Annotated in this window: 9 protein-coding genes and 1 pseudogene; 5 read left to right on the forward strand and 5 right to left on the reverse strand. The window is 70.8% G+C overall.

From position 1 onward, the window contains the following. Positions 1-24 precede the first annotated feature (24 nt). Positions 25-693 carry a hypothetical protein gene (locus IF09_RS0133300; RefSeq protein ID WP_030302192.1) on the forward strand — a complete coding sequence of 223 codons (669 nt, stop codon included), beginning with the start codon at positions 25-27 and terminating at the stop codon, positions 691-693. Positions 694-701: 8 nt separating this feature from the next. Here IF09_RS0133300 and IF09_RS0133305 read toward each other — a convergent pair whose 3' ends face one another. Then, a complete protein-coding gene (locus IF09_RS0133305; RefSeq protein ID WP_030302193.1) occupies positions 702-947 on the reverse strand; it encodes a DUF397 domain-containing protein in 246 nt (81 codons plus the stop codon). Next, the gene (locus IF09_RS0133310; RefSeq protein WP_030302195.1) at positions 944-1804 is read right to left on the reverse strand and encodes a helix-turn-helix domain-containing protein; all 861 of its coding nucleotides are present in this window, start codon (positions 1802-1804) and stop codon (positions 944-946) included. The genes IF09_RS0133305 and IF09_RS0133310 overlap by 4 nt, the downstream gene beginning before the upstream one ends. Before the next feature lie 156 nt (positions 1805-1960). Between IF09_RS0133310 and IF09_RS0133315 the strand changes: the two genes are divergently transcribed. Further along, positions 1961-2368, forward strand: coding sequence for an ATP-binding protein (locus IF09_RS0133315; protein WP_106975196.1), 408 nt, complete (start codon positions 1961-1963; stop codon positions 2366-2368). A 257-nt stretch (positions 2369-2625) separates the two neighbouring features. Here the strand turns inward: IF09_RS0133315 and tnpA are convergent, their stop codons facing one another. After that, the gene (tnpA, locus tag IF09_RS0133320; protein WP_078613603.1) at positions 2626-3054 is read right to left on the reverse strand and encodes an IS200/IS605 family transposase; all 429 of its coding nucleotides are present in this window, start codon (positions 3052-3054) and stop codon (positions 2626-2628) included. A gap of 52 nt (positions 3055-3106) precedes the next feature. Here tnpA and IF09_RS41055 point away from each other — a divergent pair. Next, positions 3107-4320: pseudogene (locus tag IF09_RS41055) on the forward strand (RNA-guided endonuclease InsQ/TnpB family protein). A gap of 145 nt (positions 4321-4465) precedes the next feature. Continuing rightward, a complete protein-coding gene (locus IF09_RS46015) occupies positions 4466-5203 on the forward strand; it encodes a DNA-binding protein (protein WP_078613604.1) in 738 nt (245 codons plus the stop codon). 160 nt (positions 5204-5363) lie between these two features. On the opposite strand, the gene IF09_RS47570 is transcribed toward IF09_RS46015, so the two are convergent. Both IF09_RS47570 and IF09_RS0133340 read right to left on the reverse strand, forming a co-directional pair. After that, positions 5364-7769 (reverse strand): hypothetical protein, encoded by a 2406-nt coding sequence (locus tag IF09_RS47570; protein ID WP_051833346.1) that lies wholly within the window; start codon positions 7767-7769, stop codon positions 5364-5366. Positions 7770-7996: 227 nt separating this feature from the next. After that, on the reverse strand, positions 7997-10327 hold the full coding sequence (locus IF09_RS0133340; RefSeq protein WP_030302207.1) for an Orn/Lys/Arg decarboxylase N-terminal domain-containing protein: 2331 nt from the start codon (positions 10325-10327) through the stop codon (positions 7997-7999). Positions 10328-10608: 281 nt separating this feature from the next. Here IF09_RS0133340 and IF09_RS0133345 point away from each other — a divergent pair, with 281 nt between their 5' ends. Continuing rightward, the gene (locus IF09_RS0133345) at positions 10609-12480 is read left to right on the forward strand and encodes an AMP-dependent synthetase/ligase (protein WP_030302209.1); all 1872 of its coding nucleotides are present in this window, start codon (positions 10609-10611) and stop codon (positions 12478-12480) included. Positions 12481-12702 lie beyond the last annotated feature (222 nt).

A 12702-nucleotide genomic window follows, 5' to 3' on the forward strand; every position in this document is an offset into this window, starting at 1 on the left:
GATCAATTGACCTTGTGCGGGGGCATGGTGACGGTACGGGAGACACGCGCGGCGGCGCAGATGATCGGACGGCGCAACGCACTGCGCTACCTGGCGATCGGGGTCGGCGCCTCGCTGGTCGCGGCGTGCGGCGGCAAGGACAAGACCCCGGCCGCCGGAGGCGGCGCAGCCGCATCGTCCTCGGCTCAGGCTTCGGCGTCGGCCTCGGGTACGGCGGGCGGCGGGGCCGCATCCTCCGCGGCGCCGACCGCCTCCAGCGTGGTGACCAGGGCCTTCGACGCCTTCATCAAGGGCGACTGGCACATCGAGTCGACCACCCCGAACGGTGAGACCGTAAAGGGGACCGGCACCGTGAACGCGGACGGCGGCGGGAACTCCGGCTGGACCATCACCTGGACCAGCGGCCCCGAGCCGGTCACCTGGCACGGAGGCTGGCTGCACCGCGGCGGCCACCTGGTCCTCGACGTGTACGAGGCGCCCAAGGGCGTGAGCCGGCTTACCGGCGGCCGAGCCTTGACGGTCCCCAAAGAGGTGGGGGACAACGTCTCGTTCACCTTCCCCTGGCAGCCCCCGGGCCACAGGGACACGAGCGACGGCCAGGTGCTGAAGGTGACGTACAAGAACAACGTGCTGCGGATCGTCCACAGCGAGGGCGGGCACAGCGAATCGGTGCACGTCTGCACCCGCGCCTAGGGTCGTCGTCAGACGCCGGACGCGTGGGCCACGAACCCGGCCCAGGCGTGCGGCCCGAAGGCCAGGTGGTCCCGCTGGATGTCCTTGGAGTCGCGGACGAGGACGGCGCCGGGCGTGTTGGCCACCTCGACGCAGTCGTTGATGTCGCCGCTGTCGCTGTAGCTGCTCTTGAACCAGGCAACCTCGACGCAGTCGTTGCCATCACTGCTGCTGTAGCTGCTCTTGAACCACTCCGGCTCGGACTCGTGGATCATGTCTCTCCCAGCACTTGCTCGATGAATGCGACGGACTCCCATGGTGTGAGAGCCTGGGACCGGATCATGGCATGGCACTGCTCAAGGATTCGGACCTGCCTCGGATCCGAGACGGGACGGCCGTTGAATGCCCCTTCGGAGCGCCCTACCGCCGATCCGTCCGTGAATTTCAGCACTTGGATCAACCCACCCATTCCGGCGTGCTCTTCCAGGTGGGTGGGCATGACCTGGATCGTCACGTGCCGCAGCTCGGCAACCTCCAGCAGGCGTTCGAGTTGCCCACGCATCACCATTGTCCCCCCGATGCGGCGCCGCAGGGTCACCTCTTCCTGGACGAAGCACAGAGCAGGCGCGGGACTGCGTTCAAAGATCGATCGTCGCGCCATTCGGCCGGCCAAACCGCGTTCCACCTCTTCCATCGTCTGGGGAGGCTGCCACATCTCGAACAGGGCCCGCGCGTAGTCGTCTGTCTGCAACAGGCCATGGATGTTGTGATTGCCGTACGCCGACAGTTCGACCGCCCGGCCTTCCAACTGCACCAGGTCCCGGACCTTCTTCGGGTACCGGACCTGTTCCAGGTCGGCCTTCATCGCGGCGATCTTGCCGCCCGCGTTCAGTACCTCGTCCGCCCGATCCAGGTACTCAGGTCGGGGGATCCGCTTGCCTGCCTCGACCTTGCGGACCTGGTCCTCCCCGTACTGGATGGCCGCCCCGAACTCGGCGGCCCGCATGCCCGCCGACTCGCGCCAGGCCTTCAGCTGGCGGCCCAGCGCCGCCACCACCGCCACGCCCTGCTCGTCCTCCGGGTCCACGTCCCAGCCGGGCTCTTCCGTACCGTCACTGTTGTCCACGCTCATTGCGCGCCCACTTCCGACGAGCCGATGTCCTCAGCGCCCCGTACCCGTGAGGCCGGTCCGGACAGCCGCGACAGCACTGGACAAGCACCGGACAAACGCGGGACGTACGGGCGGTGTCGGTTCCCACGGTACGCACGAGCGGCCACGCTGAGTGACGTGATTCCTCAACTCGTCGACTTTCACGTCCAGCTGTCCGCGACCCCGCGCGGGGCTCGACTGGGGCGCGTGCTCGCCATCGAACAACTCCGCGCCTGGGGGCTCCCCTTGGAGGTGCCGGGGCAGATCATCGCGGAACTCTCCTCCAACGCGATCACCCACGGACGCGTGCCCGGACGGGACTTCAGGCTGGCCCTCACCGTCACCCCCGGCAGGCTGCTCATCGAGGTGACGGACACCCGGGGCGACCGGATCCCGCAGATCCGCGACGCGGGGCGCGGGCTCGTACTCGTCGAGGCGCTCGCCGACCGTTGGGGCGTACGGGAAGGGCCGGTTCCGTGCAAGGTGGTGTGGGCGGAGGTCGCGCTCGAAGCCGTGTCGCGGGCTGTCGCGATCCGGCGGGCTTAGACGCATAAAGACCTAAAGAACCGAGGGAACGGATTCGGGGCCGGTTGGCGGGCATATGCTCGCCCCGACAACCGCAGACATGAGACGGCCCCCGGCGGGACTGCAATCCCGGTCGAGGGCCTGACCATCTTAGGAAGTGGCTCGCTTCCCCATCCCTGAATCTTCGCAGGGAATCCCGGCCTTCAGGCCGGGCGGGAATGCGATCCTTGGCCTGGAGCCGCGAAGTGGCGGAGTTCTCTGCGGCTCCGGGGTGACGGTCAGACGGGCCGCTTCTGATTCTCGATGTACTCCTGGACGATGCTCAGGGGTGCGCCGCCGCAGGAGCCCACGAAGTACGAGGGCGCCCAGAACACCGAGCCCATGCCGGTGCGGTTGATCCGGCCGGTGTACTCGGCGCGCAGGTATCGGGAGCTGACGCCCTTGAGGCTGTTGACCAGCTTGGACAGGGCGATCTTCGGCGGGTAGTGCACCAGCAGGTGGACGTGGTCGCCCTCGCCGTTGAACTCGTTCAGCTCGGCTTCGAACTTCTCGCAGACGTCCCGCATGATCGCTTCGCAGCGGGTCAGCATGTCGTCGTTGAAGACTTCACGCCGGTACTTGGTGACAAAGACCAAATGAGCATGGAGGTTGTGAACGACGTGGTTTCCCCGGCGGATATCGGGGTCTGGTTCCCAGCGTGGTGACATCCGCCAAGTGTATTGTGTTCGAGCGAACCGACTGGGAAGGGGGGTGGGCCGGGTGATCCGTGCGTACAAGTTCCTCATGCGGCCCACCGTGGGCCAGACGATTGCGCTCGGCGAGATGCTGCGCGACCACTGCTCGCTCTACAACGGAGCATTGCAGGAACGCCGGGACGCCTGGCGGCATGTTTCGAAGACGACAGTCCGGTACGGGCAGCAGTCCGCGCAGCTCAAGGCGATCCGGCGTTCGACCCGGAGCGTCAGGGCCGCTGGTCGTTCTCCTCCCAGCAGGCGACGCTTCGCCGTCTCGACAAGGCGTTCGCCGCGTTCTTCCGCCGGGTCAAGTCCGGTGAGACGCCCGGCTACCCGCGTTTTCGCGGGGTGAACTGGTTCGACACGGTGGACTTTCCCAAGGACGGGGACGGCTGCCGCTGGGACTCCACCCCGCACGACGCCGTGACCCGCGTCCGCTTCCAGGGCGTCGGGCACGTCAAGGTCAACCAGCACCGGCCGGTGGTCGGCAAGGTCAAGACCGTCAGCGTCAAGCGCGAAGGCCGACGCTGGTACGTCATCCTGACCGCCGAGCAGACGCCACCCGAGCCGCTGCCCCAGACGGGCAGCGTGGTTGGCATCGACATGGGCATAGCCTCGTTCCTCACCACCTCCAATGGTGAGCATGTCGCCAACCCCCGCCACGGCCGCAAGGCCGCGGCGAAGCTCGAAGCCGCACAGCAGGCTCTTGCACGGTTCCCGCGCGTGCGCCGCGACAAGCGCACCGCCAACCACCGCCGTGCCGTCCAGAAGGTTGCCGACCTGCACCGCAAGGTCCGCCGCCAGCGCCTGGACCACGCACACAAGACCGCGCTTGACCTCGTGCGGGAACACGATTTCATGGCGCACGAAGACCTCAAGATCCGCAACATGGTCAAGGCCCCCGCGCCGAAGCCCGACCCCGAGACACCGGGCGGCTTTCTGCCCAACGGGGCCGCCGCGAAGGCCGGACTCAATCACTCGATCTCAGATGCCGGATGGGGGGTGTTCCTGACGATCCTGCGCGCCAAGGCTGAGAGCGCCGGACGGGAAGTGATCGCCGTGGACCCCCGCAACACCTCCCGGACCTGCCCCGAATGCGGGCACGTCTCAACGGAGAACCGGCCCACACAGGAGAAGTTCCACTGCGTCTCGTGCGGCCACATCGCGCACGCCGACACGGTAGGCGCTATCAACGTTCTACGGGCCGGGCTGGTCCGTCGCGAAGCCAAACTGGCATAGCGAGAAGCCCCCTCATTTATGAGGGGGAGGAGTCACGGCTCTTCAGCACCCTAGCGCGCCCTCGCGCGCCTCGTCCCGAGTTCGTGCCGGGACCCCCCGATCCGGTGTCATCCACGTCAACACGTGGCACGCCAGTCACTACACCGTGGTCGGCAACCACCTCCTCCAGCACCGCGAACTGTCGGCGACGGCGATCGGGGTCGGGGCGTACATCCAGTCGCTGCCCGACGGCGCCCCGGTCGGCATCAGGGCGCTCACCGAGCGGTTCCAGGAGGGCGAGAAGCGCATCAGCGCCGCCCTGCGTGAACTGGAGCGGCACGGCTACCTGGAGCGGCGGCGCGAGCGGCTGGACACCGGGCGGGTGGTGACCCGTACGTACTCGTACAACAAGCCGCTGACCGGCGGCGACGAGCCCCCTCCGCCGCCGGACCGGGAGCCCGTACCGGAGCCGGAGCCGGAGGAGACCCCGGAGCCGGAGCCGGAGCCGGAGCCCGGGCCCCCGCCCCCGCGGCTGGAGCCGCACCCGGGGGCGGCGGACCTGCTCGCCGGGCTGCGGCGCTACGATCCACGGCTGCTGCTGGCGGAGCGCGACGTACAGCGGCTCGCACCGAAGGTCTCGGCCTGGCTGGAGCGCGGGGCGGATCCCGAGGCCATCGGGCTGACCCTGACCGGGAACCTCCCCGAGGCGATGCGCAGCCCCGCCTCCGTACTCGCGTACCGGCTCGAGGCACTGCTCCCGCCGCGCCTGCCGGCGGCCCCGGCGGTGAGGCCGGTCAGACGGCCGGACCCGTTCCAGACCTGCGACGGCTGCGAACGCGCCTTCCGCTCCCCGCACCCCGGTCGCTGCCGCGACTGCCCGCCCGAGGTGCACGCGGCCGCCTGAGCGAGCCCCTTCAGGGGTGGACGTGCTGCGCCGTCCGGCCGCCGCTCAAGGGGCTGCCGAGGCGCCTCGCTCCGCGCTGACGGGCCCGCACCGGGCCGTAGGGGCGGCGTCGCCGTGCGCCGGCCGACAGCAGGCCGACGCACGGGGAGGCGCTCCGGCGTTACATCGTGTAGTAGCCGGCGACGTCGGCGATGAGGTCGACGGATCCTGCGTTGTTGTAGAAGCTGACCTTTCCGTTCACGACGGGAACGATGACGAGGTTCGGGATCGTCTGCCCGGCGGTGAAGTTGAGGTTCGACGCGCTGGTGCGGGTCGTGCCGTTGGGGTAGACGGAGACGTAGCTTCCGGTGGTGGGCTCGGTGGCCGTGACGTTCAGGACGAGGGCCGTCACGCCTGTGGCCGGGATGCCCGCGTTGCCCGTGCCCTGCAGGGTCACCGTCCCGCCCTGGCCGACCTTCGCCTTCGGTACGCCCAGTCCGCTGCGGGTGTCCATGAGGCGGGTGGGCGTGATCGGCTTGTAGGTGGAGCCGGTGCCGTCCGTCGTGTAGTAGCCGGCGACGTCGGCGATGAGGTCGACGGATCCTGCGTTGTTGTAGAAGCTGACCTTTCCGTTCACGACGGGGACGACGACGAGGTTCGGGATCGTCTGCCCGGCGGTGAAGTTGAGGTTCGACGCGCTGGTGCGGGTGGTGCCGTCGGGGTAGACCGACACGTAGCTGTCGGTCGTGGGGTCGGTCGCCGTGACGTTGAGGACGACGGCCGTCACCCCCGCCGCCGGAATCCCGGCCGCGCCCGTGACCTGCAGGGTCGCGGTGCCGCCCTGGCCCACCTTCCCCTTCGGAACGCCCAGCCCGCTGCGGGTGTCCATCAGCCGCGTGGGCGTGATCGGCTTGTACGTACCCAGGCCGGAGACCGGGGGCGGCGTCACCGTCAGCGTGCCGCGCGGGTACACGCTGCCGAGTGCGACGACGCTGATGCTCCAGTTGCCGGCGGGGGCCGAGCGCAGGTCGACGCTCGCCTTCAGCGTCCGGCCGTCCTCGGAGACCGAGACGGTCGTCGCCGTCAGCGGCGCCGGGCCGCCGGCCAGCCGGACGGTGGTGTTCATGCCCAGCGCCGTGCCCTGGACGGTGAGGGTTGCGACCGTGCCGCTCTGCGCGGTGCCGGGCGTGACCGTTCCCACGGACACGTCCTCGGAACCGCAGGGCGCGTTGGTGCAGACGAGATCCGCGCGGTAGGCCGAATGGCCGGCCCAGTCCTGCAGAGAGAGGACGAACAGGCTCTGGTCGGCGCCCTGGCAGTCGTACGTGGACGAGCTGCCCGTGCAGAGGTTGCGCCCCGTCTTGTCGTAGAGGGCGGGCTGCGGGCCGGGGGACCCGTCCGTGGCGGTGGAGGTGATGTCGGCCCTGAACCGGTCGCCCGAAACGCTCGGAAGGACGGCGCACGTGCCGGTGCGCTGCTCGGAGAGCGTGCCGGTCAGCGGGCCGTACCCGTACGCGACCGATCCGACCCGGGGACATTCGGGGGCGGGCCCGGCGGCCGTGGCGATCCGCCAGGCGTCGAGGCGGTAGGAAGCGGGGAGGTGGTAGTTCTCCGGGACCTGGGTGACCACCTGGTAGCCGGTGGAGCCCGTGGGGGTGCACGCCCAGGTCCGCTGGTGGCAGGCGATGCCGCCGTTGTTGTCCATGACGAGCACGTTGGTGCCGTCGTGGACGTCCCGGGGGTTGATGTGCAGCCGGTCCGTGGCGGCGTCCGTGGTGACGCGGTGGCAACGCAGGGTGCCGATCTGGCCGGACGTTCCGGTCGTGGCCGGGGCGCCGACCGCCGTCGCGGCGGAGACGGTGCAGCCCCGGGCCGTGGCGGTGACGTCGCGGCGGTCCAGGGTGTGGGTGCGCGGGGCGTCCTGGCCCTGCAGGAGCAGGGTGTACGCCTTGCCGGCGGTGAAGGAGCAGCTGGTGAGGCCGTCCGTGCGGAGCTGCTGGCCCAGGGCGGGGTGGTCGTAGCAGGAGGGGGGCCCGTTGCCGTCGGTGTCGACGACGCTGAGCGCGTACCTCGGGAACAGGTCCGTGTCGTCCGGGAAGCCGTAGCGGATACGGAGGAGCTCGGAGGTGGAGTGCGCGTCGGCCGGGATGGTCAGGCAGTGGGAGAAGACGCCGTCGCCGGTCTCCAGCCGCACGGCCGCCGCATCATCGGCGAAACTCCCGGCGGGCAGGACCTGACAGCCGTTCTGGGTTACGTCCGTACGGACGAAGTGGACGCCGTACGACCCGGTTTCGGTGGCTTCGTCGGCGTGCACCAGTGCACGGAACGGTGCCGTGCCGGTGAGCGCGCAGCCACCCCGGTCGAGTTCGGTGGCGGTGCACTGTGCGGTGCCGTTCGTGTCGACCACCTCGACCTGGACGGGCACGCCCGCGCCGCCGAGCGAGGTGAGGGCGGCGATCCGGGCGCCCTGCGGGCTCGGCAGCTGCAGGCAGTGCGTCTGCCCGGCGGTGGCGAACGTTCCTGCGTACCGCCCCTCGGTGACGGCGACGCAGTCCTGAGCGGCCGGCGCGGCGTGCGCGGTGCTCACCGGCAGGAGAAGTGCGGCCAGGACGGCCAGCAGGCACGTCAGTGAGGTGGAAATCGGACGTCTTATGGACGCCAATGGCGTTGGCATGAACCCCCCAGGGTGGTGTGCGACGAGAGATCGTCGCACACCCTTGCGGAGCCGAGGAGTTGGGGGACCGGCCTCGTGCAACGCCCTTCAGCGGGCGTCGCGACAGGTCACCGCCGGGCGGCGGTTGCCGGGCGGGCGCGTCAGGCTTCCGGCAGGCGGACGCATTCGATCCGGTAGTCGCCGTTCTCCGGGTCGATCGTGACGCCGTGGGCCTCGCTGTGGAAACCAGGGAAGGCCCGGTCGAAGGCCTCCAGGGCGCCCAGGTACCGCAGCAGCGGGCCGTCGGGGGCGCCGACGGACTCCCCGGGCATCAGCACCGGGATGCCGGGCGGGGTGACCGTGACCATCGCGGCCGCCACCCGGCCCGCGGCATCGGCCAGCCGCAGGCGTTCCGTACCGCCCCGGATCAGCTGCTGGTAGCAGTGCTGGGGCGGCGCGACGGGCTCCGGCAGCTGCTGGAAGGCCGTGTCGAGCGCGGTGATCAGATCGGCGCGGGTGAGGTGCTCGTGCATCTCCCGGCACAGCCGTCCCAGGGTGGTGCCGGCGTAGCGGCGGGGGAACTGCTCGACCAGACCGGGCAGGACCCGGTCCAGCGGCGCGTCGGAGTCGTACAGGGCCTTGAAGTCCATGAGGGCGTCCATCAGGGTGCCCCACTTGCCCTTGGTGATGCCCATGGAGAAGAGGACGAGCGTGCTGTAGCTGTCGGTCTTCTCCACGACGATGCCGCGGTTCGCCAGATAGGCGGTGAGGATCCGCGCAGGGATGCCCCAGGGCGAGGTCTCGCCGGTGGCCGTCACGCCGGGACAGGTCAGGGTCACCTTGACCGGGTCCAGCATGCAGTAGCCCTCGCCGAGACCGGCGAAACCGTGCCAGTCGGCGCCGGGTTCGAGGTGCCAGCAGCCGGGCTCGCGGCTCAGCAGCGTGGGCGGGGCGTCTGCGAACGGGATGCGCTCGCCGGTGCCCGGGTCGGTGACGGTGTCGGGCTGCCACACGCCGAAGAACCAGCCGGGCCGGTCGCCCGCGGCGGCGATGCGGCGGCCGGTGCGGACGACGGCCTGCCGGAAGCGGATCGCCTCGGTGATCGCCTCGTCGATCAGCCACTGGCCCTGCGCGCCGTCCATCATGGCGGTGGCCACGTCCAGGGAGGCGATCGCGGGATAGAGCGCCGAGGTGGTGCCGTGCATCATGAACGCCTCGTTGAACCGCTCGTGTTCGACGGGTGCGCGGGGCGCCGACTTGACGTGGACCATCGCGCACTGCGAGAGCGCGGCCAGCAGCTTGTGAGTGGACTGCGTGGAGAAGACGGTGGGCCGCTCGGGCCCCTCGAAGGTGTCGGGGCCGACGGCCATCCCGTAGCGCCCGGCGTACAGGGGGTGGAAGCGGGCGTACGCGAACCAGGCCTCGTCGAAGTGCAGGCGCGGGGTGCTGGGGGCGAAGGCCCGGGCGGTCGCGACGGTGTCGTAGCACAGACCGTCGTACGTGGAGTTGGTCAGGACGGCGTACTGGGCCTCGGGCGACACCGCGCCGGCGGTCAGCGGGTTGGCCGCGATCCGGGCGGCGACCGCCGCCGCATCGGTCTCGGCCGGCGGCAGCGGGCCGGCCAGGCCGTAGCCGTTGCGCGTGGGCACGAGGTAGACGGGTCGGGCACCGGAGATCACCAGGCCGTGCAGCACGGACTTGTGGCAGTTGCGGTCCACCAGCGCGATCTCGTCGGAGGTGACGCTGTAGTGGCCCACCATGCGGTCGGCGGTGGAGTCGCCGTGCAGGACGAAGTACGTACGGTCGGCGCCGAAGACACGGGCGGCGTTGCGCTCGGCCTCGCCGATCGGCCCGCTGTGCTCGAAGAGCGATCCCAGCTCGCCGACCGAGATCGACAGGTCACTGCGGAAGAGGCGCTCGCCGTAGTACTCGAAGAAGGCCCGTCCGGCGGGGGACTTGAGGAACGCGACGCCGCCCGCGTGCGCGGGGGTGTGCCAGGAGTACTCGTGGGCGTCGTCGAAGCGGCGCAGCGCTTTGAAGAAGGGCGGCAGGACGTCCTTGTGGTACGCCCGGGCGGCGGTGACGACGCGGCCGGCGATGAAGGCGGGGGTGTCCTCCAGGGGCCAGATGTAGCCGACGACCGCCTCGGAGACCCACAGGGGCAGGTGTTCGAGGTCCTGGTCGGACTCGTCGGCCATGAGGAGGAAGACGGGCAGGTCCTTGAAGCGGCGCGCGATGTGCCGCAGGACCTCGGCGCCTCCGCCCTCCTCGGCGGCGCCGCCCTTGCCGCCCGGAAGGTCCCAGGCGACGACGGCCGCCGCGAGCCCCGGCTCCGTGTGCAGGGTGGCCCGTGCGTCCCTGGCGCTGGCGGCCCACCGCGGCTCCAGCCCCTTGTTCTCCATCTCCTTGCCGATGCGCCGCAGTTGCTCAGAACTCGCGCCGCCGCCCAGAGGGTTCTCCCGCAGAGCCAGCAGGACCGTACCGTTCGCCATCGCATCCGCCTCTGTTGTGCCGTTGTGCCGCTGTGCCGTGGTGCCGACATGTCGTCGTCCGGCGGCACAGTCTTTCGATGGTGCGCGGATGCTTGCCGATCTTCGGTGACTGCTTCACTCGCACGAGGGGCGAGGAGGCCGGCGGTGGGGTGGTGCCGGTGGTGCCGGTGGTGTGGAGGTGTCGGGTGGGTTCGGGTCGGGGTGGTTGGAGGGGTGGTCAGCCGGAGTGGGCGTGCATAGATTACCGGCGGTAACTCCCGAGTCGAGCCGAGGAGGGCGCCGTGGAAGCCGTGGGAACCGAGCCCGAGCTGGTACCGCCCGTGTTGACCGTCGTCGACGGGGTGGTGCGGGAGGTGGAGGTGCCCGCGCTGGCCGGGATGCCGGGGAGCGGGTCGCTCGGGGACCTCCCGTTCCGGAACGCCCGCGAGGCCCCCGGCCAGGTCGTGCTCGCCCGCAAGGAGCGGGACGGCAGCTGGCGGGACGTCACCGCTGCCGAGTTCGCGGCCGAGGTGATGGCCGTCGCCAAGGGCCTGATCGCCGAGGGGCTGCGCGAGGGCGACCGGCTCGCGATCATGGCCCGGACCACCTACGAGTGGACCCTGCTGGACTTCGCCGGATGGGCCGCCGGGCTGGTCACCGTACCGATCTACCCGACCTCCTCCGCGCTCCAGGCCCGCTGGATCATCCAGGACTCCGGTGCCGTGGCCTGCGCCGTCGAGGACACCGCGCAGGCCCGCATCATCAGCGCCGAGAGGCCCCACCTGCCCTGGCTGGCGCACCTGTGGGAGTTCGACACCGGTGCGCTGGCGCGGCTGGTCAAGGCCGGCGAGGGCCTGCCCGACGCGGTGGTGCACGCGCGCCGGTCCGTCCGTACGCCGGACTCCGTGGCCACCCTCATCTACACGTCCGGCACGACCGGACAGCCCAAGGGCTGCGTGATCACGCACGCCAACTTCTTCGCCGAGTGCGACAACGCGGTCGAGCTGCTGCATCCCGTCTTCAAGTCCGTCAGCAAGGACGCGGCCTCCACGCTGCTCTTTCTGCCGCTCTCGCACGTGTTCGGGCGGATGGTGGCCGTGGGGTGCCTGCGGGCGCGGGTGAAGCTCGGGCACGCGCCGAGCATCCAGACCGAGGACCTGCTCGCCGATCTCGCGGGCTTCCGGCCGACGTTCCTGCTGGCCATCCCGTACGTACTCGAGAAGGTCTACAACACCGCGCGGGCCACCGCCGAACGGATGGGCCGGGCCTCGTCGTTCGACCGGGCGGCGCGGATCGCGCAGCGGTACGGGGAGATCGTCGAGGGCCGGACTCCGGGGGTGGGCCTGCGGGCGGCGCGGGCGCTGTACGACCCGCTCGTCTACCGGCGGATCCGGGCGGCGCTGGGCGGGCGCGTGCGGTACATCCTGAGCGGCGGCTCGCCGCTCGGACGACGGCTCGCGGCGTTCTACACCGGGGCCGGGATCGAGGTCTTCGAGGGGTACGGGCTCACGGAGACGACCGGAGCCAGCACCGTCACCCCGCCGCTGAAGCCGCGGCTCGGCACGGTGGGGTGGCCGCTGCCGGGCACGGCGGTGCGGATCGCGGACGACGGGGAGGTGCTGCTGCGGGGGCGGCACGTGTTCGCGGGGTACTGGAACACCGCCGCTCACGCGGGTGTGGGAGCCGGGGGCTGGCTCGCCACCGGGGACATCGGGGAGCTGGACGGGGAGGGGTACCTGACGATCACGGGGCGGAAGAAGGACCTGATCATCACGTCCGGCGGCAAGAACGTGGCCCCGGCCCCGCTCGAGGACTGGCTGCGGGCCCACCCGCTGGTCGGCCAGTGCATGGTGATCGGCGACAACCGGCCGTACGTGGTGGCGCTGATCACGCTGGAGCCCGAGGGGCTGGCGCACTGGCGGCAGATGCGGAAGAAGACGGGCGTGCCGATCAGGGAGCTGGTACGGGACGAGGAACTGCGGGCGGAACTCCAGCGGGCGGTGGACGAGGCGAACCGGCTGGTGTCGCGGGCGGAGTCGATACGCCGCTTCGCCGTACTGCCGGGGGAGTTCACCGAGGCCCGGGGGCACCTGACGCCGTCCCTGAAACTGAAGCGCGCCGCGATCGCCCGCGACTGCGAGCGGGAAATCGAGGACCTCTACCGCCGCGCATAACGGGCCATCGTGACGGCCGGGGCCGGGGCCGGGGGCGGGGGTACGCGGGACAGGCTGACGGCGGGAGCGTCGTAACCGCCGCAGACGGCGGGCCGCAGGCCGCAAACGGCCTCAGGTCCGGCGGGCAGGGGCGGGCGCGGGCCTGCCCTGCGGTGCATCGCACCGCAGGGCACCGCCGCCGCCCGGGTGGAACCCCCGCCCCCCCCACCCCCCCACCCCCGC

It is taken from the genome of Streptomyces katrae (assembly GCF_000717655.1).
GTDB classification, from domain to species: domain Bacteria; phylum Actinomycetota; class Actinomycetes; order Streptomycetales; family Streptomycetaceae; genus Streptomyces; species Streptomyces katrae_B.

What these genes read in the sequence shown, in the direction of transcription:
- IF09_RS0133340 (WP_030302207.1), bottom strand. Translation starts at nt 10,327, where the DNA reads ATGGCGAACGGTACGGTCCTGCTGGCTCTGCGGGAGAACCCTCTGGGC.
- IF09_RS0133300 (WP_030302192.1), top strand. Translation starts at nt 25, where the DNA reads ATGGTGACGGTACGGGAGACACGCGCGGCGGCGCAGATGATCGGACGG.
- IF09_RS0133310 (WP_030302195.1), bottom strand. Translation starts at nt 1,804, where the DNA reads ATGAGCGTGGACAACAGTGACGGTACGGAAGAGCCCGGCTGGGACGTG.
- IF09_RS0133305 (WP_030302193.1), bottom strand. Translation starts at nt 947, where the DNA reads ATGATCCACGAGTCCGAGCCGGAGTGGTTCAAGAGCAGCTACAGCAGC.
- tnpA (WP_078613603.1), bottom strand. Translation starts at nt 3,054, where the DNA reads ATGTCACCACGCTGGGAACCAGACCCCGATATCCGCCGGGGAAACCAC.